This is a genomic window from Chryseobacterium antibioticum (assembly GCF_012927325.1).
In the GTDB taxonomy this organism is placed as follows: domain Bacteria; phylum Bacteroidota; class Bacteroidia; order Flavobacteriales; family Weeksellaceae; genus Chryseobacterium; species Chryseobacterium antibioticum.
In genome coordinates, this window is the sequence record NZ_JABBGI010000016.1 from 36,174 (window position 1) to 62,300 (window position 26,127).

Below are 26,127 nucleotides of genomic sequence, written 5' to 3' on the forward strand. Positions count from 1 at the left end.
TTTTTTATAAAGCAGGATAGATCCTTAAACTTCTTTACCCAAACTAGTAAGCTGCTCATTTAATGATTATAGAAAAGATAGCTAAATGTCCTGATGAAAGCTGTGGCTGGTTACAGCTTCGAATTCTTCCGGAAAAGTTTTATTTATATAATAGCGATATTATATTCCTTGTCGATATTGAGCCTGCTAATCTAACGATAGAGGAAACCTTATATTATAATGAAATGGCAAAAACATATAAGGAGTTGGAAAGGAAAATAGGTTGGTGAAATTGTGGTGAATTTATAGAATTTACCAGATAATTTAAGATTTTTTTTAGATTTAAATAAATAGTTTTACAAATGAAAATATCAACATACATGAATCATGGAAAACATTTCTGAAATAGTAACCCATTTTAATTTCACTCAAACAAGAAAATCCAAGCAATATTTAATAGCATTTTTTAACCAAAAATCCTTTAATGAAAATCAGACACTTTATGTCCAGAAAAAACTGAAATTATTCTTAGAGAATTTTCAGATTATTGATTATTATAAGATTAGAGAAAACAAAGTTTCTGTAATTCAAAGGTTTTTGGATGAAATTGATGTCAGCCAATATAATTACTTCACAAGTTTTACGTATCGCGAATATTTTAAAGAGATAAATACTAATATTTCGCTGTTGATCGATTTTTTTTATCATTTTGGATTGCTGTTAAAAAATTTCCAAAAGAAAGAGACTTGTTTAGAATATTTTAATGAAATTGATAAGATGATTACCTTCATCAACTCATTATCCATCAATGAATTTTATAATAAAGAGCTTGATTTCAAACAAAGAAAAAATATTCTTGTCAAAATTACCCCCGAAATTGAGGCGGGAAATTTTGATTTATTCTGGAATTTCTTCTACATGTTCGATGTGTATTCCAGCATTGCGAAAGGAATTAAACTGAACAATTTGGTATTTCCTCAATTTAATGCTGAAAATACTTTTACGATTGAAAATTTCTACCATTTAGACCTGAAAAATGCTGTTAAAAATACTTTAGAGGTAAAGAATAAAAATACAATTGTTTTCACTGGAGCTAATATGTCGGGAAAATCTACCACAATGAAATCGATCAGTATCATTGTTCTGCTTGCTCATTTGGGAATTGCCGTTCCGGCTGAATACTGTAATATCCCTTTTTATGATAGTATTTTCCTGTATTTTTCTGTTAATGATAATCTTAAAGAAGGTTACAGTCATTTTGCTCAGGAAATTATGAATGTAAAGAGCGTTTTATTAGAACTAAAATCTAAAAACTGTTTCGTTGTATTTGATGAAATATTCAACGGTACCAACATCAATGATGCCGCGCAAATTACCGTCAATACAGTGAATGGCCTATCTAAATTTAAAAGCTCTCTGTTTATTTTTTCCACGCATCTAAATCTTATCGAAAATCATTTAACAGAAAATAAAAATGTTTTGCTGCTGAATTTAGAATGTTTTTTAGAAAATAATGAGCTGTCATTTACTTATAAGCTAAAAGAAGGCTGGTCCAGACTTGAAATAGGAAAGCTGCTATTCGATCAATATGGCTTGAATGAACTTTTAAATACATAAACATATCCATTAAATTAATAAAAATGGGAATAATTAACAAGTATTATTCTTGATTTTAAAAGTTGAAGTTATATTTTGTTGCTTAAACATCCATCATAATTAAAATTTATATGGATATTATTTAGTGTTTACTTGTATTTAGTTACTGTTATACAGCAATGTTCTATTATGCTTTTTCTGTCAGTAATAATTCTATATATTTGGATATAAATATTTTTCCATTCATATATCATTCCTATTTTTTTCAAATTTTGATAATTTTTTGCCAGGAGTTTATTCCTGGCTTTTTGTTTGTCCTAATAGAACTTATTGTTTTTCTTCAAGTAATTCTATTTTTTCAAATCATTGTTTCCATATTTGGGAGAAAACATCACGAATTATTGTGAATGAGAATTAGGAGGGTATAAAAATTGCATCTCATGTGGACATAAATAAAACATGATGACAAGAAAAATTACCGAAGGTCCTATTAGAAATAAGGCACTTACAAAAAAGGAACTGATCAATTCCATTGGTGTAATTATAGAAAAAGAAGGGTTTTCGCAGATTACAAGTGTAAATATTGCCAGATATGCAAAGCGGGACAAAAAGTTGATTTATGAATATTTCGGAGGAGTAGATGAGCTGATACAGGAATATTTTAACACCAGGGATTTTTGGGATGTTAGTGAGGAAGAGCTTGATAACATTACAAAAACATACAAACTGAATTTAGGAAAAGATATAAGGTATCAACTGCTGGAGAAACAATTTGATAGTCTTCTAAAAAGCGGAGAAATGCGTGGAGTTACAGCATGGGAAATAAATGGTAAAAACGTACAATCATTACAAGAACTTGCACAAAAGCGTGAGAAAGCTAGAAATCAGTTATTCGACAAAATTGAAGATAAACATTCCAAAGATAAAAACAAAAACATCAAGGCTATAGAGGCTATTTTGATTGGTGGTATTAATTATCTTACCGTACATGCCCACACAAGTGAATCGGCCTTTCATGGGATTGATGTTAAGAAGAAAAGTGATCAGCAGAAAGTTAAAAAAGCACTTAAGCAGATTATTGAATGGGCATATTCTTAAGGTATTTTTTTAACGAAATTGATTTTCTAGCAGGAAAATATTTTTTGTAAGAAATTTATTCTCGCTGACGATTATATTTACTAAATTATTGTCTTTGTCAGGTTTCAGAAATAAAACAATACTTGTTCAGAATAGGTGTTCATAAACGTATAAAAATTGAAGAGAAAGGTAGTGTTGATAGGTTTTATCCTTATTGAGTTGGATTTAATTGACATGCATTAATCCCTAACTGAATTCTAAAATGTATTATCTTTGACGAAAATTCACATATGATAAAAAAGCTATTATTTGCTTTCTTATGCTTTTCCTGCATAGAAGCTTTTGCACAGATTCCTCTTGGATATTATGACGGAACGGCAGGATTAACAGGATACCCATTAAAAACAAAACTGAGCCAGATTATTACCGGAGGTCATCTCGACAAAGGATATAACCTACTGTGGACTGCATACGGTACCACAGACAGGGATGATACCTATGAAAATGACAATACGATCCTGGATTTTTATTCTGAAAACCCTAGTGGAACAGATCCTTATACATTTCAATACAGTACAGGTCAATGCGGTTCCGGAGGTTTTCAGGTAGAAGGGGATTGTTATAACAGAGAACACTTACTGCCTCAAAGTTTTTTCTATTCCGCGAGCCCGATGAAAAATGATATTCATTTCATTGTACCGACAGACGGATGGGTAAACACTATGCATTCTGATCTACCTTATGGTGAAGTTTTTGATCCTTTAAAAATTTCATTAAATGGATCAAAAAGAGGGGATAATACATTTCCGGGTTATTCAGATAAAGTATTTGAGCCATTAGACGAATTTAAAGGAGATATTGCCAGAATGCTGTTATACTTTGTAACAAGATATGAAAACCAGCTGCCGGGTTTCAATTCTACCGCAGCAAGCCCGTTAGACGGCTCAACGGACAGAGGGTTCAAAGAATGGTATCTTAATATGCTTTTATATTGGAATAGCAAGGACCCGGTTTCCCAGAGAGAAATTAATAGAAATAATGCATCATATACCTATCAGGGAAACAGAAACCCTTTCATAGATCATCCCGACTTCATTAATCAAATCTGGACCTCTACTCTTACTGTAGACACAGAAGCACCGAGCCAGGTTATTAATATCCATACGACAAATATAGCCACCCATTCGGCAAATATTGAATGGACGGCTTCAACCGATAATGTCGGAGTTGTAGGCTATACAGTTTATCTCAATGGAGTAAAACATGGAGTGACAACTCTTAACAACTACTATTTTGCAGGATTGACCCCGAATACCACCTATAATGTAAAAATAATAGCTGAAGATGCCTTCAGAAACAAATCTGTAGAATCCGGTGTATTCACTTTCACAACATTTGACGTTACCCCGGGAAATCCAAATGTACTGCACTTCTCAGAATATGTTGAAGGTTCGAGTTTCAATAAAGCGCTTGAAATTGCCAATACGACAGGAGCAGGTGTTAATTTGGTCGATTATACCTTAAAATTACAGACAAACGGAGCGGGAGCCTGGACTACGGGACTGCCTTTATCGGGTATATTGAATAATAATTCGGTATATGTAATTGTAAACAGTAACATTGCAGCTCCCTGTACACCAAGCAGCACTAATTTATCTACCACTTCATCAGTATTGAACTTTAATGGTAATGATCCTATAGGCTTATTTAAAGGGTCTGAGCTCGTAGATATCATCGGTGTTTTTAATAATACTGCTAACTTCGCTTTAGACAAAACGTTAAGAAGAAATACAACGTTGGGAAATATTAATTATGTTAGCAGTGAATGGGATATAATTGCCAAAGATGACTGTAGTAATTTAGGAATTATCAATCCAATGCCTACTCTGATGGTTAATGTTTCGGATCTTCCTAAAAAAGATATTAGAGTAGCTGAAAATCCGATCAGTAATAATGAAATTAAGTTTATTGGAAGCCAATTATCAGCTGTTAATAATGCCGTTGTTTATGATAATATGGGACGTATCGTTAAAAAAATGATAAATCCTTTCAAACATACCAATGTAATTGTACTGGAAAATACCTACAAGGGAGTTTATTTTGTACTGCTCGATGGAGTTACCTATAAAGTGATTATTAAATAGACGTTTTTATAATATATTTTTTGAAACCATCTCAATTTTGAGGTGGTTTCTTTGTTTGCGCTCTATTAATTTAATTAATGAAGAAGCGAAGTTGTAGGCTTTTTTAATAGAAGTAAGAATTAATGTGTAGAAGAAAAGCAAAAGCAATCCGTATTTAATGGATTGCCTGGGAATTTTAAAATTAGAAATAAATTTATTTTTCCATCCAAATATATGAGAACTTATGAAATAACAATGGGATATAAAAAAACCGGAAATCTGTTCCCGGTTAAAAATTGAATGCAATTTTTTAAAACATATAAATGATGATTATAGATTAAGAATAGTTCCTAATTTCAAATGTATAGAATTATGAATATGCAAAAAGCACAATAGAATATTGTATCAGGTTATTGAAGGAATCATAAATCTAAAAGCCTAGAGAACCAAATTTCTACAATTATTGAACAGTAATCTAAATAAACTATTTCTTGACAATAATGAATAGAAGTTATTTTCTCTATTTCCACAAAACTGATCATTACTGGAGGAATCCCTTAATTTCAAAACTCTTTATCCATAAACCTTTTAGAAGAATCGTTCGGTAGTACCGAAAAGCTACCGAAAAATATTGTGTGTGATGAGCAAAATTTGCCAAATAAAACAATTGTAAAATTATGGCAATATCAATTATCACCAAAGAAGACCTTCAGCAATTTAAGAGTGAATTACTGGAAGATATTAAAGACCTGCTTCAGGTAAGGAATACAGAACAAAAATTATGGCTTCGTACTTCCGAGGTCAAAAAACTGCTGAATGTTTCTTCGGGAACTTTACAGAATTTAAGAATCAACGAAACCCTGTCTTATACGAAGATAGGGGGGATCTTGTATTACAATTACAAAGACATTGAGAAACTATTGACGGATTCCAAATAATCACAGAAAATATGAAATCATGAACCAAACTAAAGATATCATCAATTTTTTTGAACATGTCATTAAAGATAAACGGTTGTATCCTTCCCATATCAGTATATATGTTGCGCTTTTCCAGTGTTGGAGCATGAACAGGTTTCAAAGCCCCTTTCGTATTTGCCGTGCAGAGGTCATGGAATTGGGTAAGGTAAGATCTTTAGGAACCTATCACAGGTGTATTAAAGAGTTGCATTTGGCAGGATTTATTATTTATTCCCCCAGTTACGACTCTTATAAAGGAAGCCTTGTTGAGATTATTGATTTTGAGGAGTCTGAAACTTCCATAAATAAAGCATTTCGGGAGCAAAAATTATCCGTACAAAAAGAAAGTCATTTTTCTACACCTGAATTTTATGAAGTAGAATTATATTTTAATGAACGTGCCTTGCCCTCTGCACTAGCATATACGTTTTATTCATTCTACGATTCCCAGAGTTGGAAATTAAGTGACGGGAAATTAATGAACAGCTGGCAGGCTGCTGCAAGGAACTGGATTTCTAAGGAAAGAAAAATCAGTAGCTAGAATTTAAGTTTTTCACTAAAAGAAAAAGAGAAAATGAAAAATATAGACCCGCAAACACCCCTTTGGAAGCTGACGGTTGAGGAATTTTTGGAAGTTATCCAAAACCTCAATTCGGAAAATAGGCATGAATATGGACTGAAAGGATTAGCCAAAATTCTGGGCTGTTCCGTTTCAAAAGCTTCGGAAATAAAATCTTCCGGAATTTTGGATGAAGCCATCATACAAAAGGGGAAAATTATCATCATTGATAAGCAAAAAGTATTAGAGCTTTTTGCCAGGAAGTAACGATGTATTATCACGAGCTCATACAAAGGTTTTGGGAATCTGGCCCAAAAGCACAATTAGGTACCACTGCTGTTGTCATTTATCTGTATCTTCTGAAATTAGCGAACGATAATAACGGATACGATGTTACTGTTTCCGATGTTGCGATTGGTCGTACACTCGGACTAACGAGAAAAACGGTAAAATCTGCCAGAGAATTGCTGCGGAATTCAGGGCTGGTTCAGTATGAAAGCAAAAACGGACATTCATGTTCTTACAGAATAGTATTGAATTATTCTTTAGAAATCCTTAGCCAAGAAAAAAGCAGGAAGGTAATAATCAAGCATAACCCTCTGGCAGCGATCACAGAGAAAAATGAAAATTTATCATTGGTTGGCTTACCGGCCTTAAGTACTCCCGAAACTATAGAGCAGAAAGAGAAAGCATCCTTTTATAATAGTACGGCTAAGCCTTTTAAAATGGCCAAAAACCCTTCCTTGGAAGAATTTATGGCATATGCCTATACGCTGAGTGGATATGAAGTATCTATGGACTCAGATATTAAGGGGAAATACGCTTTGTGGGCTGGTAATGATTGGTGCAATAATTTAGGAAAACCGATAACCAACTGGAAATCCTCATTGAAAAATCTTTTGCCCTATATAAAAAACAGGACTGACAACGGACCGTTGTCTTTAGAGTCAATCCCTAGTATTAAACCTCCAAAGTGATCCTTGAAAGGAGAGGTTTACCTATTTAAATTTTAAAACTATAAAAATGAAACTATCAGATATAAAGCCCGGACAGAAAGTAAGCATAAATGGTATGCTTGCCGAGTATCAAGGAATTCAAAAAATTAAAATCCCCAATTTCGGGAAAGTAGAAAAAAGAGTTTTCAGAAGAGATGAAACAGGAGATTATCTATATTATAATCTTAATGATGGCTCAAAAACATTAAAGAGTGAGAAAATTAAATTGCTGTAGAGGTTTTTCAATCCGAATATAGTTCTCTGTTAAGAAGGACAAAATTAAAGTACGCTAAACTATAAATTATGGCTATTCCGGAAAAAGATTTTAGACTTGTCAGAAAGAAATTTGAAGATAAAAGCGAAAGAATTCCCGACAGAATACGCTTGGGTAATCATTTTGTGGATGATTTTATTTTTGAAGACCAGGAGGCGGCTGATATTCCGACTGGTGCACTTCGTGTTATTTTTAATATTATGTCGATTATCAGCAGTGAGCAGTTCCGACCTGAGGACCGTCCGAAGCAGCTTTCCCTGTTTGATGAAGAATTTGAAACCGAAAATAACATTTTCGCCTCAATTAAAATCCGGAACAGCAAAATCTCTCCGAGTGGCTCTACTAAACAGGTTGTGGAAGCGTATGGGTTTCTTGCCCGGTTCAAAATGGACTGGTATAAATCTGTTAATTCCAATGGAAAAGAGATTAAAACATTTGGAGCACTTATTTCCACGCCGACTTATGACCAACGCGGTTATACAAGCTTTCTGATCAGTAGCTACTGGCTGAAAAAGCTGATGATTATTCCCGAATATAATTACATCCTTTACAATCTGGTATATAATATCAGAAACAATAAGCATATAATTTTTGCGATCTGGCTTTCAAAACTTCCCGAAGGCGGAACCATGATGAAACTTTCTTCACTGAACAAAAAGTTTGGACTGAACTATAAAACCGCGAATGATTTTTGTTTCAAGTTTCTCAAACCTGCAAGAGTAAATTTTAACAGGTACAATAACCTTTCATTCAATTGTCACTATAAAGGAGATTTTATTTTCATTCATCCTTTTTACACTAAAATGAACACGGGCTCCGATATACCGGAGAATACAGAAGAACAATCAAAAATTACAAGACGGTTATATTATTTCAGCAAAAGATACGGTCTGAAGGCAGACGAAATGCTTCAGTTTTCCTACCAGTACAGAACTATTTCACAAACCCGCAAACTGATAGAAAAGGCTTTCAGTGAATTTATAAGGATTAACAGGCAGAAAGGGGTAAAATCTACGGATTTTCAGGGAGTACATTTTTTGAACAAAATGCAGGAGTTCATTATACAACTATACAAAGAAACTAAAATGGGGGAAATTCTGCCCAACGGTTATCCTGTTATTCTCTGAATTCGGAATTGCACTCATTCGTCTTTCGGATTTGTACTCATTTAGAATTCGGAATTGCACTCGCTGAAGTTAAGAAAATGTTAAAAATTGGAATTCTTATGATGCTGATTTCGGAATTGCACTCATTCAGGTATTGTAAAGCCGATGAAAATTATAGATAAAGTGAAAACAACAGATGAAAACAAGGTTCAAGTCGGATTTGCACTCATCTGGTAAAAGGCACTTTTTCGGAATTGTGCTCATCTGCATTTCGGATTTGGACTCATTTGGAATTCGGAATTACACTCATTTTGAATATATTACAAATGCTTTGCTAGAAGTGGGTACAACGAATTGCTAAAAGTATACTAAAAAGAAAATAAAAGTCTTTTTTTATTAAAAAGGAAATTCCAGAATAAAAAGACTGCTTTAAAAGGAAAAAAATGAATTGCGAAAAAATCAAACAGAAAGTCGGAATCCGGACGGTTTTAGAATCCTTCAATCTTTTTCCCGTGAAAGAAAATGGAAAGACCGCTTTTTATTTTGCGCTGGACAGGGAGGAAAAAATTCCCAGTCTCTCTGTCGATTTTATTAAAAATAAAGCTTTTGACTTTGGAACGGGGAAGAGTTACGATGTCATTTCTATTGTTCAGCAGGTTAAAAAATGTTCAGTTTCGGAGGCTTTGAAATACCTCGGGAAATTTGATTTTTTAATACAGCATCAAAAACAAAAAGAAGAAATCAGAACACAGCCTGAATATAGGATTTTTGAAATTAAAAAAATCCAGCATCCTGCTTTAATTCAATATCTGAAAACCAGAAAAGTTGATGAACAGAGGCACTTGGTTAAAGAGCTGCATTATGAATTAAAAGGGAAAAACTATTTCGGAATTGGTTTTGAAAATAATTCTGGCGGGTTTGAAATCCGTAATTCGTATTCGAAAATCTGTTTGGGAAAAAAAGATGTGACTTTGATTCTGGGAGAAGAAAATAATGATGAAATCACTGTTTTTGAAGGTTTTATAGATTATCTGACCTTCAAAAATATAGAAAAAACTAAAAATTCTGATTATCTGATTCTTAATTCTACGGTAATGCTTTTCAAAGCGATGAAAAAACTTAATGAATACAATAAAATCTACCTGTTTCTTGATAATGATTCTAATGGAAATATTACTAAGGATAAAATAATAATGAAATACGAAAATGTTGAGGATTGCTCCTCGATGTATAAGAATTCTAAAGATCTTAATGAGTGGTTTTGCCAAAGGAAATTATAAGCTACTAAATTGTAAATGACCACATACTATCTATCTCAAAAATAAAGCTCCCAAAAAATCAGGGAGCTTTTGACTATTTCTTGCCTTGTTCCACAGAAACTTTTCTAAAATCTTTTAAAAGCTTGCTTAATTCCAAAGCTGCTTTTCTTGCTCTCATTCCTGCTGCCTTATTTCCTTTTTCAAGCTGAAGGTCTGAATCCGTTTTAAAAGTCTCGAATTCTGCATTAATTTTTTCTAATAGTTCTTTCATTAAAGATCGTTTTATGTTTTAAAGCTGCAAATATAGAAGAATAGGTTTTATATGCAAAAACTCTTTTAAAATCGTTTTTCTTGCAGTTTCAATAAAAAGAACTTAAAAAAAACATAATTATTCTTTAAAATACCAGAGAAAGACCCCATCGACTTGATTTTAGTGGTCTTACCGTTAAAGTCAAAACTTTGTTGAACCTTCTGCCAACAAGCGGTTTAGCTTTTACGATTGCAAATGTAGTTCAGCACCATTCACTCAAAAAAATCTTTTTGGGTTTCTACAAAAATTCTTTCCACTTCGTTCCAACAATTTTTCCAGACACTCCTAAAATCCTTCGGACAAAAAGATTTCGGAGCCTCTATTTCAATGCTTTCCATTTCGGTTTTAAGTGCCTGATCCTGTACTATGGTCATTGGCAAAGAAAAAGCCGGAACCTCAGTTATACGAATCAAACTCAACAAAGCGCTCTTTGACATTAACATAAAAAACAACAAAAAACAACGAAAAAATAGTGCTTTTCCAGCCTTGAAAAGGTGAAAAAAAAGAAGCCGAGTGTCCTCGATACCAAATCAAATCACTCGAAATTTTATAACTGGCAAAAAGTAATGATTAACAATTAAAACAAAATATTATGAACACAATTATCGGTAGAGTTACCAAAAACGCAGAAATCAACACATTGAAAAACGACAGACAGGTCGTGAACTTTTCAGTAGCTATCAATGACAGCTACAAGACCAAGCAGGGAGATCGTAGAGAACTGACCACCTATTATAACTGCTCATACTGGATAAGTCCGAATGTTGCCAAAATTCTTACTAAAGGGACTTTGGTAGAATTATCAGGCAGGGCGAGTTCAAGTGCATGGATAGGCAAAGATGGGGAAATTCGGTCAGGACTGAATTTTCACACTTCAAATATTAAGCTTCACAGTAGCGGAAAAACTTCTGAAAATGAACCAAAACAAAATACTAAGGAGGAAACAACTCATCCTTTTGTTGGTGATATAGATGATGATTTACCATTTTAAATAATTAACCCAAGATTATCTAAAAAACTTATGGAATCACAATATAATTTCCAGATGAAATCCCGAAGCGACCGCAGGGAATGGGAGCAGGTAGAAATATACCTCAAAATCCATTGTGACAGGACAACAGCGATACATTATGCAAGAAGTTTATCATTGAAATTTGACAAGGAAATCCGATTGACTGAGGGTGCAGGCCCCTTCAAAACAAGTGGGACATACATTTATGAAAAATCCTGACTATGAAAACAAAATCAAAAACCGAAGCTAAGAAACTGGCAAAAGCTTATAGCTATAATAATGATTACAGGGATGTACCTATATATATCATTTACTGTAACCGATCAGAAAATTACTATGTAGATACCAACAGTTTAATACGGCTTTGGGAAAGGCTTATAGGCTACTATATCAATGGGATTTTTACCTCTGAAAAGGACAATTTATAATACTAAAATCAAAAAATACCAAATTATGCAAACCAATTTTTTTAGGCAGATAGCCAAATTGAATCTGTCAGGTGATTTACAGATTACCTTTAGACAGACAGGAGAAAGCAATATTATCCTTTCCATACTGCTCAATAATGAGCAATGCGGAGACGAAGCGAGAAAAACCATTCCACCCCTTACTTTGAGAGGAACAGCAGAAGAATTAGACAACGGATTTTTTGAGAATGTTTCAGTGCCCTTGCAGAGTGCTTCAGGATTAATGGTTAATATGGAAAGCTTTATGAAACAATTAGAAGAAGCGAAAAAGCAATCCGCAATGGAGAAAGTAAAATCCGATAAAGAGAAAAAAGAAAAAGAAGCCAAAGAAAAAAAATACAAGGATGCTTTTCAAAAAGCCGAAGAACTCGAAAAAGAAGGCAACTATAAAGGTGCATGGTCAGCACTTCCAAAGGCTTCGGAATATCCCGACTATGCAGAAACTATCCGCAAAAAACAGGATGAATATGAAAGGCATTTTGCGCATAACCTTTTCAGCCAAAAAGAAATGCCCTCTACAACCATCAATCAACAGCCATGATAACCATAGAAACCTATACAGCAACCTTACAACATGATAAAGGTAAAGTAAGACTTCAAGTGGCTTCTATGAGAGGAAAACAGGGAGCTATACAACAGATAATGGCAATAGAAAATTGCCCAATGCAAGCCATCATCGGACTAAAGATAAAGGGCAGGAAAATAGTAAAATAAATACGTCAAATCAGAAAATCAACAATTATGTTACTCGCAACCCAATTAGAAAGAGTTTTTATCCTAAAAGATAACGGACAGGAAATTCGATTGACAGACCCCGAACACAAATGGAGCGTTGAAGCTGTAATGAATTTTTACGCCAATACTTATCCAATTTTAACGACCGCAAAAGTATCTGCACCACAAATCAGGAATGACACGGTAGAATACCGTTTTGAAAGTGTAATGGGTACGAAGGGCTGATACATTATTGTGGTTGGGTTTTCAGTAAATCAGCTTTAAATCCAACCACTATTTACCAAATATCAATCACTAAATTATTATGAATGCAACGAAAAATCATATCGGGAAAAATACAGCTACCCGAACAGCAAAGACAAAAACAACTGCACAGGCAGTTGGGCGAGTTCGCCCATCGGATGCAAAGACCAAAGGATGCGAACGAAATACAGAAAGACAAAATGAAAGCAGTGCCAACAGCCATGCTACCCATGCTTTTCTAAAATGTTCGTTCCTGCCCAAACTGAAAGACACGCAATCCGTACAGGCTTGGAAGGAAACAGACCACATGGAAAGAGATTTTTATCAGTCCCTTTCCCAATTGGCTGAACATTACGGAATCAAACCTACACCGTCAAAGCATTTAGGTTTCCCCTACAATATTGCTTTTGCTTTAGAGGATATAAAAAAGCAGTTAAAAACTAAGATAAAAAACTGGGACAAAATTCGATTGGTACAGGATAAAAAGAAAACTTATTTTTTGAGCGAAGAAAAATATAATACAGGAGCTACATTATATTATATTCCGATAGTTCCCCTGTACCGATTATCTAAAAATCCCAATTATAAACAGGCTTCACAGCTTTTACAGTCCGTTTGTTCGTGCCTGTATCACATCGCAGATGTTCCTTATTACAGACAACAGGACAGCTATTTGTACTGGATGTATGAAATGATCTCTGAGTGGCTCATAAATGACGAAAATGAAGATACTCCTGAATATTCACGTGAAATAAAACAGAGTGAGTGGATTGGTGACTATATGGAGCAAAAAATATACAATCCACATAATTTAGCCCGATTTAAAGAGAGGATTAATCGTTTTGAAAATAGAGATTCCTTTGAAACCGATTGTCTTTTATTAGCTTGTGATACCCTTGCCCTCTATGAAATGTTTCCTGATGCTACTATTTACAGAAATATTCAACAAGACAAAAGAAATAAAGATAATGACGATTATGATGAGGACTATCATGAAAGAACCATCACAATGGATAAATATGTTTCATTCTGTGCAGATGATAAAGGAATATTATTTCAAAATTTATTTGATTCTGTTAATGCAGAATTTCAGGAATGTATGGAAGTGGAAGAACCATTCATTGAAAAAAGATTTGATGGAGCAAATATCAGCAATAACAGCCTTGATTTTGAAAATTGCATTTTTCCCCTGATAGAAAGATTAATTGATATTCTGAACAGCATTTAAATATAAAGATTATGAAAGATATAACCCATCATTTCGGAACATTATATCATCCCGTTTCAGCACTGGTTATTTATCAGGCTAACGATGATGATAATCGAGATACTTATGTGGAGCATTTCGATATGGATAAAAACGGAAATCCCATTAATGCTCATCCTTTGAGTGAAAGAGAAGCTAAAATATTGGCTAACTCCCTTAATACAGGAAAAGAAAAAAGCAAAGCATTTCTGAAACCTGAAAGTATTCTGCCGACTCATGTTTTATATGTCAATCCGATCGAAAAAGGCTCGGTAATCTGGTACACCAAAGCAAAGAAAACAAAATTATTCTTTACCAAATCCCTTGAAATTCCCAACGGTACAGCAAATGTTCCCGCTATGCTATGGATGGCGTCCAAACAGCACCTTACCGTATTTGCACTAACTTCAGACAAAAGACCCACAGAAAAAACAGTTTTATACCATGCTCCTTTTTTTAATGTGTATGAAAACGGAAGTGTCTGTATGGGAACAGTTAATGTTGATATTAAAAATTCAGTATCGGTTGAAGAATTTATACAGGCTTGGGAAAACTATTTTTTTAACAGCAGGTTCAGCCATTTAAACCATAATCCTACCAATAGCAACTGTGTAAACCTTTGGAAAGAACTCGTTAATACAGACAAGCCCTTTCCGAAAGAGATATTGAAAAAGACCAGCAAAACCCTTAAAAATTTACTGCTATGACAAGCGACAAAATAAAAGTGCATTTTACGGATAATTACCTGATTAATCCTACAAACCCTGTAACCATTAACCTTATTGGTGCAGGGGGGACAGGCTCAAAAGTATTGACAGCATTAATGGAAATGAATCATAGTTTGATTCAATTAGGACATACAGGATTATTTGTACGACTTTGGGATGATGATATTATTACCGAAGCTAATTTAGGGAGACAGCGTTTTGCAGAATCAGAAACAGGTTTATACAAATCCGTTGCATTAATCAACCGTGCTAACCGATGGACAGGGACAAACTGGAAAGCAGAAACACAAAAATTTAAACTTGGTGAATCGGAAAGATTGCCCGAAAATTTCTCAGCAAATATTTATATTTCCTGTGTGGATAGTGTGAGTGCAAGGTTTGAAATTGCGGATATTTTAAAAAGACTGAATAATGGTCGCTATTATGCTGACCGTCCCTTGTATTCTTTAGATTTTGGGAATAGTCAAAATTCAGGGCAGGCAATATTGGCTACCATAGGAACAATCAAACAGCCTAATTCCGAAAAATATGAAACGGTGGATCATTTACCTTTTATCACCGATGAATTTGGAGATTTGCTAAAGGAATCCGAAACCAATGATGATACGCCAAGTTGTTCTCTTGCAGAAGCATTAGAAAAACAGGATTTGTTTATCAACTCAACACTGGCACAAATGGGAAGTTCTCTGCTGTGGAGTTTGTTCAGAAACGGATTAACCGAGAATAGAGGTTTTTTCCTTAACCTGAAAAACTTTCATTCTCAACCCATAAAAATTGCATAATTTCTGCCGTCTGAGAAAAATCGGGCGGCAAAAATGCATTTCCTTCCTTTGGTCGGAAACGCATTTTTGCTGAAAGCGGTGCAACCCCATTTTAAAAAGAATCACTACTGTTGCCTTATGATTTTAAAAAGAAGTTGCAGATTTTATATAGGGCAAACGCATGAAAAATAAATAAGAACTTTGTCTGCATGGATATACAAGAATACTTTGGAAGCATAGAGGATTTCCGAATGGAGAACAAGTGCATCCACAAACTGTCAGATATATTGTTAATAGGTCTTTTTACCTATTTAAGCAATGGTGAAGATTATGAAGATATGGTTTTATTTGGTCAAAGTCATAGAGATTTTGTACAAGCCTTTTGTGAATTAGAGAACGGGATTCCCTCTCATGATACCTTCAATAGGGTATTTTCATTACTTAATCCTGATCTTTTAAGATGTTGTTTAAATGATTATGGTAAGGATTTGATAGGGTTATTATCTGAAAAGCAAATATGTCTTGATGGCAAGAAGCTCAAGGGAGTAAGCCCTACCAGTAAGAGTAATCGAGGATTATATATCGTTAATGCCTGGGTTGCAGAAAACCGTCTGTGTATTGGACAGAAGAAAGTAGAAGGCAAAAGTAATGAGATTACAGTTCTTCCTGATCTTATCAAAGAAATAGATATAGAAGAGGCGGTTGTAAGTATAGATGCCATTGGTTGTCAACAAGAAATAGTTCAACAGATTATGAGTCAAAAAGGATATTATTTTTTAGCTTTGAAGCAGAATCAATCAGAACTCTACCAGGATGTTGTTGGAAGCTTTAAGGCCTGCCTTCCAGAAAGCACCAAAGAAGAATGGGAATACGAACGAGGTCGTTTTGAAGTTCGCCAATGCAGCATTCTATCTGCAAAAGACGTTCTGTTAGAGGAAAATATAGCACAATGGGCTGGTCTGAAAACAATAGTAAAGATAGAAGCCACAAGGGTTATTGGCGCGAAACAAAGCCGTGAAACCCGTTATTACATCAGCGATGAAGAAGACCAGCCAGCTTCCTATTACAATGCTTTAGCCAGAGGACATTGGGGAATTGAGAATCATCTACATTGGCTTTGGATGTAACCTTTAGAGAAGATGATTGCAGGGCGAGAAAGGGATATGCTGCTGAAAATCTTTCTACCATGAGAAAATTTGCTTTACAAATCCTAAAGGAACATGATGATAAGTTAAGCTTAAAGAAAAGAAGGGTAAAAGCTGCATACGACATAGAATACCTAAAAGTCTTAATCAAGTAATTTCATGCGTTTGACCTAGATTTTATATTATTTTATTCATTTATTAGAATATTTTGTGTAGGTGAAATATTGAAAAAATAAATGATATTAAAAAAAATTAAGAAAAAAGACAGTTATACTTTTCTACAAGATTAATATATTAATTGTTAAATTTGACAATCATTAAAGCAATTCCTAATTACTACGATTGTTTTATACTGTGTTAATCTAAAAAAGTTATCTCTAAAATGCCATCATTACACTGGATAGGAAAAGAAAAAGTCATTAATCATCACCAAGAAGTTCCTTACAGGATATTGGAGAAACAGTATACCATTAGTAGTAGAACTGAATACCCAGAAGCAACTTCTGAAAACAAAATCATCCATGGAGATAATTTGGAAGCTCTGAAAAGTCTTTTACCTGAATATGAAGGAAAAATTAATTGTATATATATAGATCCGCCATATAATACAGGAAATGAAGGATGGGTGTATAACGATAATGTTAATGACCCTAAAATAAAAAAATGGCTGGGAGAAGTAGTAGGCAAAGAAAGTGAAGACCTGACAAGACATGATAAATGGTTATGCATGATGTACCCACGGCTAAAACTCCTGCACAAACTTTTAGCTGATGATGGTGCTATTTTTATTTCAATTGATGATAATGAACATGCTAATCTAAAATTAATTTGTAATGAAATTTTTGGAAGTGGAAATTTTATTGCGAATGTAGCAGTTGTTAACAATTTTAAAGGAAGAAGTGATGATAAGTATATTGCTACTGCACATGAATTTTTGTTGATATATCATAAGGGAGGTTTTGTTTCAAAAGGAGTATCTGTTCCTGAAGAATACCAAAATGAGTATAAACAAGTTGATTCAAATGGAAAGAAATATAGATTACAAGGTCTGAGGAAAAGAGGCTCAGGAGCCAAAAGAGAAGATAGACCAAATATGTTTTATCCCTTTTATATTAATTTAAATGCAAACACAATATCTCTAGAAAGGATTAATAACACTGATGTTAAAGTACTTCCAAAACTTTCAGATGGAACAGATGGAAGATGGAGATGGGGAAAGGAAACATCAGAAAACAGAATAAATGAACTACATTTTCAAATTGTAAAAGGGCGAAATCAGTATGATATATTTCAAAAAGATTATCTAGAAAATGACGTTTCTGAAAAAAGGATTAAACCTAAATCATTTTGGCATGGCTCTGAATTTTCAAGTGAGGCAGGAACATTGCAATTGAAAAAAATATTTGAAGACAAATCCTTTCCTACCCCTAAATCGATTGATTTGATTGAATATTGTTTGCAGCAAGCTACTGATAAAAAGTCCATTATTTTGGATTCATTTGCTGGTTCTGGTACTACTGCACATGCAGTATTGAATCTAAACAAACAAGATGGAGGTAGCAGAAAATTCATTTTGATAGAAATGGAAAATTATGCGGAAACAATTACTGCTGAAAGAGTAAAAAGAGTTGTTAATGGTTATGGTAAAGACAATAATGAAGTAGAAGGAACTGGAGGAGATTTTAGTTACTACAAGTTAGGAAAACCTATTTTTTTAGAAAATGATTTGCTTAATGAAGAAGTGGAAATAGAAAAAATAGAAGAATATGTTTGGTACACAGAAACCAAAGAACATTATCAATACCAAGACGAGAATTATTTGTTAGGAACAAAAAATGGCACTGCGTATTATTTTTACTATGAAAAAGACAGATTAACGACTTTGGATGAAAGTTATTTGAGAACCTTAAAAACCAAAGCCAATCAGTATATCATCTATGCAGATTTGTGTCTGCTTGACCAAAAGTTAATGGATAAGTATCATATTATTTTCAAAAAAATACCAAGGGATATTTCAAGATTTTAAAAAATAGTTAAACTATTTTAAAATGAAGTAACTGTCAAATTTGAAAATAAAAACTAAAGACAAGCAAAACTTATGGAATTAAAACCATACCAACATACAGTAATTAAGGATTTGGAGAAATTTCTAACCTATCTACAAACAGAGAACAATTCAGCCAAAGCATTCAATAAATATTGGGAGGATAAATTAGGATTTCCCTATTCTCCACAGTTAGATGGGTCTTATAAAGGTATGAAACCCTATAAAGATAATGTTCCTGGTGCTACCCATATTGCAATAAAAGTACCTACTGCCGGCGGAAAGACTTTTATAGCTATAAATGCATTGGACACACTTAACAAATATTTTAATCAGGGAAATCCGAAAGCTGTTGTTTGGTTGGTTCCTTGGTCTAACCTATTACAGCAAACAGTTAAGAATTTGTCCAAGCCTAGCCATCCATATAGAGAAAAACTCAGTACCCTTTTTGGGAACAGGGTGGAAGTTTATGAAAAAGACCAGTTGCTGCAAGGAGTCAATTTTAACCCTTCTTCTGTTACGGAACAGTTAAATATATTTGTATTTAATTTCAGTAGTTTAAGAATTGATAAAAAGAAAAAAGAAGATAGAAAGGTTTATCAGGAAAACGGTGCCTTAGAACCATTTAGAGATACAATTGTAGAAAAAGATTTGATAATACCAGATACAGATGATACAGCTTTAATCAATATTATTAGAAGCTTAAACCCAGTTGTAATAGTTGATGAAAGCCACAATGCTGAAAGCGCTTTAAGTGTAGAAATGTTGCAAAACTTAAATCCTTCATTGATATTGGATTTAACCGCTACACCAAAAGAAAATAGTAATATTATTTCTTTTGTCAATGCTCTATCTTTAAAGAAGGAACATATGGTAAAGCTTCCTGTGATTGTGTATAATCATCACAAAAAAGAAGAAGTAATTACCAGTGCCCTACACCTACAAAGGCAGTTGGAATTGTTGGCAAAAGAAGAAGAAAAAGAAACTGGAAAATATATTAGACCGATTATTCTGTTTCAGGCACAGTCCAATATAAAAGGAAAAGATAATACCACTTTTGGGAAGATTAAGGAACAATTGATAAAACTTCAAATTCCAGAAGAGCAGATAAAAATAAAAACCAGTAATATAGATGAACTGAAAGGAATTGATTTAATGGCTAAAGACTGTCAGGTAAGATATATCATTACCATCAATGCCTTGAAAGAAGGTTGGGATTGTCCTAATGCATATATATTGGCTTCTTTAGCAGACAAATCTTCTGCTGTTGATGTTGAACAAATTTTAGGTAGGATTTTAAGGCAACCTTATACCATCAAACACAATCAGGCATTACTTAATATGTCTTTTGTATTGACTGCTTCTGCTAAATTCAATGAAACTTTAGACAGCATAGTAAAAGGTTTACAAGACTCAGGATTTAGTAAAGATGATTATTATGCTGAACAGGAAACCGTGGAAGAAGTAATACTGACACCTAATGAGATTTTAAATGGAAGTTTATTTGATGACGACAAAATTAAAAATGAAACACCAAAATCAGATGAGGAGTTTGATATTTCCCAAATAGAATTCAATCCCAATGAAGAAACTACATTAGAACAAATAAAAACAAGTAATCCTATTCTTACTCAACTTACCCAAAGAGCGGAACAACAAGGAGCTGAATTTGAGCAAAAAGTTAATGAATTTGAAATAGATGATACTACTTCCTTATTTACAGAAGTTATGAAAACCCAACCTAAACAATTTCCAATAGACAAAGAATTTAAAGACTTCGTAAAAGAGATTGAACTTCCACAATTTTTCATAGAAAAAAAAGATGATTTAACAAGTGCTTTATTTCCAGAACTGAATGAAAAATGGGAGTTTTTGCATAAAAACAGTTTGCTGGATGGGTTTATCTTATCCAATTACAGTACACAAATTACTTTTGAAGAAATCTCCAAAGATATTATTGCTGTGGATTTTGATGAAAGTAAAGGTACGGCCAGTATCAAGAAGCTCAATTCAAAAGCTAAAGCTCTCTTGGTTGATTCTATTCTTTCTAAACCCAAAGACTCCCAAATCAGACAGATTACAGGAATTGTTGTCAAAAAATTAGGAGATATGACTCCAATTTCTGAACAAGAGCTGCAAAAATATGTAAGTAGAGTTTTTGGAAATCTGACTTCTGATCAGATTAGAGATATTATAGACAACGATTTTATTTATGTCAAAAGAATAAAAGATAAAATCAATGAGTTATCTAATGAATATACTAAAGAGAAATTCTTTAAACTGATAGATAGCAACAACATCATAGTACAAGGGAATTTCTCATTTTCGGATACCATTACTCCATTAAATACGAGTACCCCTATTTCAAAATCTCTATATGAAAAAGAAGCATCTATGAACAATTTTGAACAAAGCATGATACTGGAAATTGCTTCTTTAGAAAATGTAAAATTCTGGCACAGAAACTTGGAGAGAGGAAAAGGATTTGCTTTAAATGGTTTTAGTTCCAACCACTATCCTGATTTTATAATTTATACTCAAAAAGGGAATAAAATTCTCTTGGAAACGAAAGGAGATGACAGAGACAATGATGACAGTAGAGATAAAAATACCTTAGGAAAGACTTGGGAAAAATTGGCTGGCAGTAATTATAAATACTTCATGGTATTTCAAACCAAAAAAGTTCAAAATACCTATACAGCAAATAGTGTAATTGATGTTTTAAAAGGATTATGAGAACATGATTTTCCATGAAATTTATGATGGATTAACCGAGAATAGAGTGTTTTTCCTTAATCTGAAAAATTTTCATACCCAACCCATAAAAATTGAATGATTTCTACCGTCTAAATTCGGGCGACAAAAATGCATTTCCTTCCTTTTTGGTCGGAAACGCATTTTGCGGAAAGCGGTGCAACCACATTTCAAAAACATAGCCGAATTTTAGCAGGGCATGTTTTTGAAAAGAGATTGCGGGATTAATTTATTGCAATTAATTCCAGATTAAATAAACTATACTTTTAATCAGACTGCTTTTTGAGAATGGAGTAAGGCACTTCTTAACTCCATTGGATTTTCAATGAAATATGAATGAGTCATTCCCCCGGTAGTAACAACCAAGGTTCCGAAATTTAATGTTTTACCTAAAAAGCTTTGTTGTAATTGCATTCCTTCAAGCTTATTTAATGAAAGATCGGAAAGTGTTTTTCCTAATATCCCCGTGGAAAAAGAAAGATGATTATCCGTAACGTAAATTTTTGTGTTTTTATTCCGGATTATTTTGATGATACCTTTAATGAAAAGAAAAATTAGAAACAGGGAAATAATGCCCATAAATCCTAACATAAATTTGTATCCGAGCAATAAAAAATAGAGAACTCCCACAGAACCAATTACTGTAAAGAAAACAGGAATAACATAGGAAATCCAGTGGACTCTCGCTTCATAATTTATAGATTCGGAAGATGTTTTGAAATCAGTAAGTAAGTCTTTCATAATTAAAAACTTTTCTTAAATTAAAATTATCCCAATTTAGTGAAAAACAATGAAAAACCAACTAATGATAAGTTTAGCTTAGCTTTTGTTTCTATTTTTATTTTTATTAGGAAACTTTAAACAACTTCATTCATTAATAGACAATATTTCCAGCATCTTTGATAAAAGTTACAAATATTTTCCAGCCCATATTTTTAAATTTTCATTTTATTATTAATTTAGACAGATCCTAATGCATTAACTAATGCGCTTAGTATAGTTTTTTGAGATTAATCTTTTTGTCTAAATAAATCCGTCTTTCTCTACACTTGCTACAAACGTTTCGGGGCTTTGATATGGTTTACAAATCGGAGCACTTTCGTTCATTTTTTTTTACAAAAAGTTCAATAGAATTACAACTGTTGAACATTGCAGTTTCTCCCCACACCCCTTGTTGCCTTCCAGTGATTTTTTTGGTCTTTTTAGTTTCTATTTTCATTAATCCAAATTAAAACGTAAAATGCAAAAATCTACAATTTCTTTTCTTCGGTTATCTACGTTTGTTTTATCAAAATTTCCTCTTTGTATTTGTCCTGCTAAATTTGTTATTTCTGTATTTGTTGATTTTAAATAGCCGTCAACTTTGTTTATTGGCGGAAGATTTCCTAATCCGATATTTAATCCTTTCTCTAAAAGGGAAAGATTTCCTAATCTATTTTTTTCATAATCGTAATCGTCTGCAAATCCATATGAAGTTGCATCATAATTTGGATCTTTACTAAATATGTGTTCTACTTGATAGTCTTTGTAAGTTTCAATGTCATGATTATCATTGCTATATTCTGAAAGTATATATTTTACCGCACCGTTTGCATAAATAGCTCCGTCAAGGTAGGTTCTAAAAACGTAATTGTTTACAAATTTTTCACTGAATCCTATTAGATGTCTTTTAATCTCTTCAACAGTTAAATTGTGTTCAGAAATATGAGAACTTAACCAATACATATCTGCAATAGGGTTTGTTCCTCTTAATTTGTAGACTCTAACTTCAATAGTTTCCAAGATTGTTAATAATTCATCAAGTTTACCTTGCATATAAAGTCTTACTAATAAAGGATATAAAGTTGCTGTAAACTCCAAATATCTAAATGGGTTTTGATAAATATCTTTTGTTTCAACTTCTTTGATTAGGTTTGAGTAACTAACAGCAAACTTTTCAAAATCTTCTAAATATTCTGAAACAAAAAGTTTCAATTCGTCTGGTCGTTCTTTTAGTTCTTCGCATTTTACTTTTAGATTATCAAATATTGTGTCAGCACCGTCTCTGTTGTTCCAAGTTGATGAGAATAATTTTCTTGAAGAATAGTAATGTTGGGTAAAAATTGTATTTTCTTCAAGTCTTCCCAATATTCCTAATTTGTCTCTGCTGACTAAAAGGTCATCATAAGAGTCAAATATTTTTTCAAAACTATTATTTATATTGTCGTTAAGTTCTTCTTTTAAATGTAGTGTTGAATAAAGCATTAAAATACTTTTAGTTTTATCTAAAATTCGTAACGGTAAACCTCTGTCGTTTATGATTGAAAACATTTTAACGGCCTGTGCTTGGCTCTCAACATTAAAAACCAAAACTTCAATATTATCACGAATAAAAATTATTCGTTGTTCAATTTCAGTAGCTGTCAAAGAGTTTGAAAATGCAGTGAATAATTTCTTTGCCGAAAACATAAATCTTTGACTTCTCTTGTTTATTTTTTCTGCATCTAATGTTTCAGGTTCAAAAAGAAGTTGATTTAAAAACTCTCCATCAATTCCAAGTGGTTGAAGTTTTAAGTTATTGTGACTACCAATAAATGCTAATAATTGACTTTTTTTAACATCTTCGTCTGAAATTTTGTCAATAAGAACTTTTAGTAATATGAATATTGTAGTTATGCGTTGTTGTCCATCAATGATTTCATATACTGTGTCAGTTGATAATCCAATAGATTTATTTTCTTTGAATGAAAGTGTTCCAACAAAATGGTTCATTTTGTCTTTTATACTTTCTTCAATGTCTTGCCATAACGCTTTTCTTTCCGTATCTGTCCAGCTATATTTACGTTGATATGTTGGAATAATAAATCTATTTCCATTGAAGATAGAGCCAATTTTTTCTGTCTGACTTTTTGTTATTGACATATTGAATTTTAATGCTGTTGTTTAGTGGTTACGTGCCTGGATCGTTTTTTGAGATTTATGAATTTCTTCTTTCCTTTTTTCCAAACTTATATTTTGTCAACTTCTTTATCATAAAATCTTGCTACTTCTTCGCCAACTTGAATTGCAATAAAGGTTAAAAAATCTTTCATAGTCATCTCTAAACCATTAGTATTTTTAAGAATTTCATCCAAATTAAAATTTGTTGCAGCAACAGCTTTTTCAAAAAAATCTGTATCGAAGTTAATAATTTCTGACCGGTAAATTAGCCTTGCGATATGTATTTCATCATTGTGATTTTGTGAAAGCTTTTTAAGCATCTCCAAAGGCTCGTGAATACTAATCATTTTTAGTCGATTATATTCTGAAATAAACGTAATGAGATTTAAATTCATAATAGTTTTTATAAAATAGATATTTGAATATTATTTATTTTTTATCGTTTTTTGAGATTATTTATTTTCTACTTAAAAAAGTGAAAGTTGTTTTTCAGTTTGAAACAATTCTATTTTTTTAACCTCTTAATCTCTGCTTTTAAATATGTTATGTAATCTTGTAAATCTTGAATAATAATTTTGTAGAAATTCTCATCTTTATAACTTGTCAGAAGTGTATTTTCCTTTAATATATACTGTGGATTTACATTTTCTACTTCGACACCACCTGATTCATAATCATCTTCATAAATTTGATCTACAGAAACATTCATATAATCGGCAATTTTCTGCCATTCTCTAGGAGTTATACTCACATTTCCGCTTTCCTTTCTGCTGAAATTAGAAACCTCCGTTGAAATAAGGTCTGCCAATTGTTGCTGGGTTATTCCTTTTTCTTTTCTGATTTTACGTAATTTCTCTTTTTTCATTTATGTGTTTTTAAATTGATTTCAGTTAATATCGTTTTGTGAGATTATTTTTGCCCAATAGATAACTGAAAAAGTATTGGCGATATGTTAATTGTTTTCAATTAATCTTTCAAAAAAATTGATTTTATTTTCTGGAGTATTGTTATAACCATTTTCATATTTTATGTGAATGTCATTCATAAAACCTATTTTAGAAAATTTATTATTATCATTTTGATTTGTAATTGGAAACTTAGAATCAGTAAGTAGAACCGATTCTTTTTCTTGATACATTCTTAAATAATCTTCATCGGATATATCTTTTCCAATTACCCAATTCGAAGTGATAAAATTGTTTGTTGTCCATCCTCCAAAAATCAGTTCATTTCCTACATTATATGCTATTGTTTCTGAATTATACAAATGGGTATATTTACCCATTTCATTCGTAACTTTTATCAAAATCTCAATCGCTTGCTTTAATTCAAATTTTAACACAAAATCTCTGCAAACGTCTTTTCCTAAAATGAACTTGGATACATTAGTTAAATCAAATTCAAATTCAGATGTAAAAACTTTACATCCAGCGTGTTTTGCATAATATCTATATAAATCTATTTTTTTTTCGAGCCAAAGTTCATCACCGTAAACATCTTGAAAGTCTATTATTCTGTCTCTCAATATTTTCTGTTGATTAGTATATGCGTATTTAACAAATTCGTCGTAAGCATCATCATGTTTTCGAGTTTTATTATTATTACAATCAATACAAATTGCTTTTGGAAATTGTATTAAATCATCTTTGTATGAAGTAAATGACTGGACATTTTTACCATTAAATAAATAGGCTTCAAATTTTTTTCCAAGTGCTCTTTTGATATCAGATGCTTTAAATTTATGTTCTTTAGAATTAGCTAATTCTCCACAAATCCAACAATTACTCATTTATGACAGTTTGTTTTTTAGCATATCGCCTAACTTCCAAATTTACG

General features: G+C 32.6%; 29 protein-coding genes. 23 read left to right on the forward strand and 6 right to left on the reverse strand.

All coding sequences use genetic code 11. The features are described 5' to 3' along the window. Window positions 1–62 precede the first annotated feature (62 nt). From HHL23_RS13385 to HHL23_RS13435, 11 genes are all read left to right on the forward strand, one after another. Window positions 63–269 carry a hypothetical protein gene (locus HHL23_RS13385; RefSeq protein WP_169235296.1) on the forward strand — a complete coding sequence of 69 codons (207 nt, stop codon included), beginning with the start codon at window positions 63–65 and terminating at the stop codon, window positions 267–269. Window positions 270–366: 97 nt separating this feature from the next. After that, window positions 367–1,596 (forward strand): MutS-related protein, encoded by a 1,230-nt coding sequence (locus tag HHL23_RS13390; protein ID WP_169235297.1) that lies wholly within the window; start codon window positions 367–369, stop codon window positions 1,594–1,596. Between the two features lie 438 nt (window positions 1,597–2,034). Then, window positions 2,035–2,673, forward strand: a complete 639-nt coding sequence (locus HHL23_RS13395; protein ID WP_169235298.1) for a TetR/AcrR family transcriptional regulator — start codon at window positions 2,035–2,037, stop codon at window positions 2,671–2,673. Between the two features lie 269 nt (window positions 2,674–2,942). Then, window positions 2,943–4,796 carry an endonuclease gene (locus tag HHL23_RS13400; protein WP_169235299.1) on the forward strand — a complete coding sequence of 618 codons (1,854 nt, stop codon included), beginning with the start codon at window positions 2,943–2,945 and terminating at the stop codon, window positions 4,794–4,796. A gap of 656 nt (window positions 4,797–5,452) precedes the next feature. Further along, complete coding sequence (locus HHL23_RS13405) at window positions 5,453–5,713, forward strand: helix-turn-helix domain-containing protein (protein WP_169235300.1); 261 nt, start codon at window positions 5,453–5,455, stop codon at window positions 5,711–5,713. Window positions 5,714–5,732: 19 nt separating this feature from the next. Further along, window positions 5,733–6,275: a hypothetical protein gene (locus tag HHL23_RS13410; RefSeq protein WP_169235301.1), complete on the forward strand. Its 543-nt coding sequence runs from the start codon at window positions 5,733–5,735 to the stop codon at window positions 6,273–6,275. A 33-nt stretch (window positions 6,276–6,308) separates the two neighbouring features. Then, complete coding sequence (locus HHL23_RS13415; RefSeq protein ID WP_169235302.1) at window positions 6,309–6,560, forward strand: DUF3853 family protein; 252 nt, start codon at window positions 6,309–6,311, stop codon at window positions 6,558–6,560. A 2-nt stretch (window positions 6,561–6,562) separates the two neighbouring features. Next, window positions 6,563–7,270 carry a helix-turn-helix domain-containing protein gene (locus tag HHL23_RS13420; protein WP_169235303.1) on the forward strand — a complete coding sequence of 236 codons (708 nt, stop codon included), beginning with the start codon at window positions 6,563–6,565 and terminating at the stop codon, window positions 7,268–7,270. A gap of 46 nt (window positions 7,271–7,316) precedes the next feature. After that, on the forward strand, window positions 7,317–7,523 hold the full coding sequence (locus HHL23_RS13425; RefSeq protein WP_169235304.1) for a hypothetical protein: 207 nt from the start codon (window positions 7,317–7,319) through the stop codon (window positions 7,521–7,523). 68 nt (window positions 7,524–7,591) lie between these two features. Further along, window positions 7,592–8,689: a hypothetical protein gene (locus tag HHL23_RS13430; protein WP_169235305.1), complete on the forward strand. Its 1,098-nt coding sequence runs from the start codon at window positions 7,592–7,594 to the stop codon at window positions 8,687–8,689. Between the two features lie 422 nt (window positions 8,690–9,111). Next, window positions 9,112–9,948: a toprim domain-containing protein gene (locus HHL23_RS13435; protein WP_169235306.1), complete on the forward strand. Its 837-nt coding sequence runs from the start codon at window positions 9,112–9,114 to the stop codon at window positions 9,946–9,948. Between the two features lie 73 nt (window positions 9,949–10,021). On the opposite strand, the gene HHL23_RS13440 is transcribed toward HHL23_RS13435, so the two are convergent. Further along, a complete protein-coding gene (locus tag HHL23_RS13440; RefSeq protein WP_169235307.1) occupies window positions 10,022–10,198 on the reverse strand; it encodes a histone H1 in 177 nt (58 codons plus the stop codon). A 631-nt stretch (window positions 10,199–10,829) separates the two neighbouring features. Between HHL23_RS13440 and HHL23_RS13445 the strand changes: the two genes are divergently transcribed. The 12 genes from HHL23_RS13445 (at window position 10,830) to HHL23_RS13500 (ending at window position 21,354) form a co-directional block, all read left to right on the forward strand. Next, a complete protein-coding gene (locus HHL23_RS13445; RefSeq protein WP_169235308.1) occupies window positions 10,830–11,228 on the forward strand; it encodes a single-stranded DNA-binding protein in 399 nt (132 codons plus the stop codon). A gap of 30 nt (window positions 11,229–11,258) precedes the next feature. Beyond that, on the forward strand, window positions 11,259–11,468 hold the full coding sequence (locus HHL23_RS13450) for an addiction module toxin RelE (RefSeq protein WP_169235309.1): 210 nt from the start codon (window positions 11,259–11,261) through the stop codon (window positions 11,466–11,468). Window positions 11,469–11,470: 2 nt separating this feature from the next. Further along, window positions 11,471–11,677 (forward strand): DNA-binding protein, encoded by a 207-nt coding sequence (locus HHL23_RS13455; RefSeq protein ID WP_169235310.1) that lies wholly within the window; start codon window positions 11,471–11,473, stop codon window positions 11,675–11,677. A gap of 25 nt (window positions 11,678–11,702) precedes the next feature. Next, window positions 11,703–12,257 (forward strand): PRTRC system protein E, encoded by a 555-nt coding sequence (locus HHL23_RS13460; protein WP_169235311.1) that lies wholly within the window; start codon window positions 11,703–11,705, stop codon window positions 12,255–12,257. Next, window positions 12,254–12,430 (forward strand): hypothetical protein, encoded by a 177-nt coding sequence (locus HHL23_RS13465; protein WP_169235312.1) that lies wholly within the window; start codon window positions 12,254–12,256, stop codon window positions 12,428–12,430. The genes HHL23_RS13460 and HHL23_RS13465 overlap by 4 nt, the downstream gene beginning before the upstream one ends. A 27-nt stretch (window positions 12,431–12,457) precedes the next feature. After that, on the forward strand, window positions 12,458–12,676 hold the full coding sequence (locus HHL23_RS13470; RefSeq protein WP_169235313.1) for a PRTRC system protein C: 219 nt from the start codon (window positions 12,458–12,460) through the stop codon (window positions 12,674–12,676). Window positions 12,677–12,755: 79 nt separating this feature from the next. Beyond that, window positions 12,756–13,922 carry a hypothetical protein gene (locus HHL23_RS13475; protein WP_169235314.1) on the forward strand — a complete coding sequence of 389 codons (1,167 nt, stop codon included), beginning with the start codon at window positions 12,756–12,758 and terminating at the stop codon, window positions 13,920–13,922. Window positions 13,923–13,933: 11 nt separating this feature from the next. Continuing rightward, a complete protein-coding gene (locus tag HHL23_RS13480) occupies window positions 13,934–14,647 on the forward strand; it encodes a PRTRC system protein B (protein WP_169235315.1) in 714 nt (237 codons plus the stop codon). Continuing rightward, window positions 14,644–15,450, forward strand: a complete 807-nt coding sequence (locus HHL23_RS13485) for a PRTRC system ThiF family protein (RefSeq protein WP_169235316.1) — start codon at window positions 14,644–14,646, stop codon at window positions 15,448–15,450. Before HHL23_RS13480 ends, HHL23_RS13485 begins: the two co-directional genes overlap by 4 nt. A gap of 188 nt (window positions 15,451–15,638) precedes the next feature. After that, a complete protein-coding gene (locus HHL23_RS13490; protein WP_228464753.1) occupies window positions 15,639–16,556 on the forward strand; it encodes an ISAs1 family transposase in 918 nt (305 codons plus the stop codon). A 400-nt stretch (window positions 16,557–16,956) separates the two neighbouring features. Then, window positions 16,957–18,600 (forward strand): site-specific DNA-methyltransferase, encoded by a 1,644-nt coding sequence (locus HHL23_RS13495; RefSeq protein WP_169235317.1) that lies wholly within the window; start codon window positions 16,957–16,959, stop codon window positions 18,598–18,600. Between the two features lie 72 nt (window positions 18,601–18,672). Next, window positions 18,673–21,354, forward strand: a complete 2,682-nt coding sequence (locus HHL23_RS13500; RefSeq protein WP_169235318.1) for a DEAD/DEAH box helicase — start codon at window positions 18,673–18,675, stop codon at window positions 21,352–21,354. Between the two features lie 288 nt (window positions 21,355–21,642). Here the strand turns inward: HHL23_RS13500 and HHL23_RS13505 are convergent, their stop codons facing one another. The 5 genes from HHL23_RS13505 to HHL23_RS13525 form a co-directional block, all read right to left on the reverse strand. Beyond that, window positions 21,643–22,113 carry a PH domain-containing protein gene (locus tag HHL23_RS13505; RefSeq protein WP_169235319.1) on the reverse strand — a complete coding sequence of 157 codons (471 nt, stop codon included), beginning with the start codon at window positions 22,111–22,113 and terminating at the stop codon, window positions 21,643–21,645. Window positions 22,114–22,590: 477 nt separating this feature from the next. Further along, window positions 22,591–24,273: a DUF262 domain-containing protein gene (locus HHL23_RS13510; RefSeq protein ID WP_169235320.1), complete on the reverse strand. Its 1,683-nt coding sequence runs from the start codon at window positions 24,271–24,273 to the stop codon at window positions 22,591–22,593. Window positions 24,274–24,359: 86 nt separating this feature from the next. Further along, window positions 24,360–24,686: a hypothetical protein gene (locus HHL23_RS13515; RefSeq protein WP_169235321.1), complete on the reverse strand. Its 327-nt coding sequence runs from the start codon at window positions 24,684–24,686 to the stop codon at window positions 24,360–24,362. 110 nt (window positions 24,687–24,796) lie between these two features. Continuing rightward, complete coding sequence (locus HHL23_RS13520) at window positions 24,797–25,156, reverse strand: helix-turn-helix domain-containing protein (protein ID WP_169235322.1); 360 nt, start codon at window positions 25,154–25,156, stop codon at window positions 24,797–24,799. An 87-nt stretch (window positions 25,157–25,243) separates the two neighbouring features. Continuing rightward, window positions 25,244–26,080, reverse strand: a complete 837-nt coding sequence (locus HHL23_RS13525) for a hypothetical protein (protein ID WP_169235323.1) — start codon at window positions 26,078–26,080, stop codon at window positions 25,244–25,246. Window positions 26,081–26,127 lie beyond the last annotated feature (47 nt).

Bases quoted from the DNA above. Each gene is read 5' to 3' on its own strand.
- HHL23_RS13405 (WP_169235300.1), top strand. From the start codon at position 5,453: ATGGCAATATCAATTATCACCAAAGAAGACCTTCAGCAATTTAAGAGT.
- HHL23_RS13525 (WP_169235323.1), bottom strand. From the start codon at position 26,080: ATGAGTAATTGTTGGATTTGTGGAGAATTAGCTAATTCTAAAGAACAT.
- HHL23_RS13410 (WP_169235301.1), top strand. From the start codon at position 5,733: ATGAACCAAACTAAAGATATCATCAATTTTTTTGAACATGTCATTAAA.
- HHL23_RS13425 (WP_169235304.1), top strand. From the start codon at position 7,317: ATGAAACTATCAGATATAAAGCCCGGACAGAAAGTAAGCATAAATGGT.
- HHL23_RS13390 (WP_169235297.1), top strand. From the start codon at position 367: ATGGAAAACATTTCTGAAATAGTAACCCATTTTAATTTCACTCAAACA.
- HHL23_RS13420 (WP_169235303.1), top strand. From the start codon at position 6,563: ATGTATTATCACGAGCTCATACAAAGGTTTTGGGAATCTGGCCCAAAA.
- HHL23_RS13485 (WP_169235316.1), top strand. From the start codon at position 14,644: ATGACAAGCGACAAAATAAAAGTGCATTTTACGGATAATTACCTGATT.
- HHL23_RS13415 (WP_169235302.1), top strand. From the start codon at position 6,309: ATGAAAAATATAGACCCGCAAACACCCCTTTGGAAGCTGACGGTTGAG.
- HHL23_RS13505 (WP_169235319.1), bottom strand. From the start codon at position 22,113: ATGAAAGACTTACTTACTGATTTCAAAACATCTTCCGAATCTATAAAT.
- HHL23_RS13450 (WP_169235309.1), top strand. From the start codon at position 11,259: ATGGAATCACAATATAATTTCCAGATGAAATCCCGAAGCGACCGCAGG.
- HHL23_RS13445 (WP_169235308.1), top strand. From the start codon at position 10,830: ATGAACACAATTATCGGTAGAGTTACCAAAAACGCAGAAATCAACACA.
- HHL23_RS13430 (WP_169235305.1), top strand. From the start codon at position 7,592: ATGGCTATTCCGGAAAAAGATTTTAGACTTGTCAGAAAGAAATTTGAA.
- HHL23_RS13400 (WP_169235299.1), top strand. From the start codon at position 2,943: ATGATAAAAAAGCTATTATTTGCTTTCTTATGCTTTTCCTGCATAGAA.
- HHL23_RS13385 (WP_169235296.1), top strand. From the start codon at position 63: ATGATTATAGAAAAGATAGCTAAATGTCCTGATGAAAGCTGTGGCTGG.
- HHL23_RS13475 (WP_169235314.1), top strand. From the start codon at position 12,756: ATGAATGCAACGAAAAATCATATCGGGAAAAATACAGCTACCCGAACA.
- HHL23_RS13480 (WP_169235315.1), top strand. From the start codon at position 13,934: ATGAAAGATATAACCCATCATTTCGGAACATTATATCATCCCGTTTCA.
- HHL23_RS13490 (WP_228464753.1), top strand. From the start codon at position 15,639: ATGGATATACAAGAATACTTTGGAAGCATAGAGGATTTCCGAATGGAG.
- HHL23_RS13495 (WP_169235317.1), top strand. From the start codon at position 16,957: ATGCCATCATTACACTGGATAGGAAAAGAAAAAGTCATTAATCATCAC.
- HHL23_RS13440 (WP_169235307.1), bottom strand. From the start codon at position 10,198: ATGAAAGAACTATTAGAAAAAATTAATGCAGAATTCGAGACTTTTAAA.
- HHL23_RS13395 (WP_169235298.1), top strand. From the start codon at position 2,035: ATGATGACAAGAAAAATTACCGAAGGTCCTATTAGAAATAAGGCACTT.
- HHL23_RS13515 (WP_169235321.1), bottom strand. From the start codon at position 24,686: ATGAATTTAAATCTCATTACGTTTATTTCAGAATATAATCGACTAAAA.
- HHL23_RS13470 (WP_169235313.1), top strand. From the start codon at position 12,458: ATGTTACTCGCAACCCAATTAGAAAGAGTTTTTATCCTAAAAGATAAC.
- HHL23_RS13520 (WP_169235322.1), bottom strand. From the start codon at position 25,156: ATGAAAAAAGAGAAATTACGTAAAATCAGAAAAGAAAAAGGAATAACC.
- HHL23_RS13500 (WP_169235318.1), top strand. From the start codon at position 18,673: ATGGAATTAAAACCATACCAACATACAGTAATTAAGGATTTGGAGAAA.
- HHL23_RS13510 (WP_169235320.1), bottom strand. From the start codon at position 24,273: ATGTCAATAACAAAAAGTCAGACAGAAAAAATTGGCTCTATCTTCAAT.
- HHL23_RS13455 (WP_169235310.1), top strand. From the start codon at position 11,471: ATGAAAACAAAATCAAAAACCGAAGCTAAGAAACTGGCAAAAGCTTAT.
- HHL23_RS13460 (WP_169235311.1), top strand. From the start codon at position 11,703: ATGCAAACCAATTTTTTTAGGCAGATAGCCAAATTGAATCTGTCAGGT.
- HHL23_RS13465 (WP_169235312.1), top strand. From the start codon at position 12,254: ATGATAACCATAGAAACCTATACAGCAACCTTACAACATGATAAAGGT.
- HHL23_RS13435 (WP_169235306.1), top strand. From the start codon at position 9,112: ATGAATTGCGAAAAAATCAAACAGAAAGTCGGAATCCGGACGGTTTTA.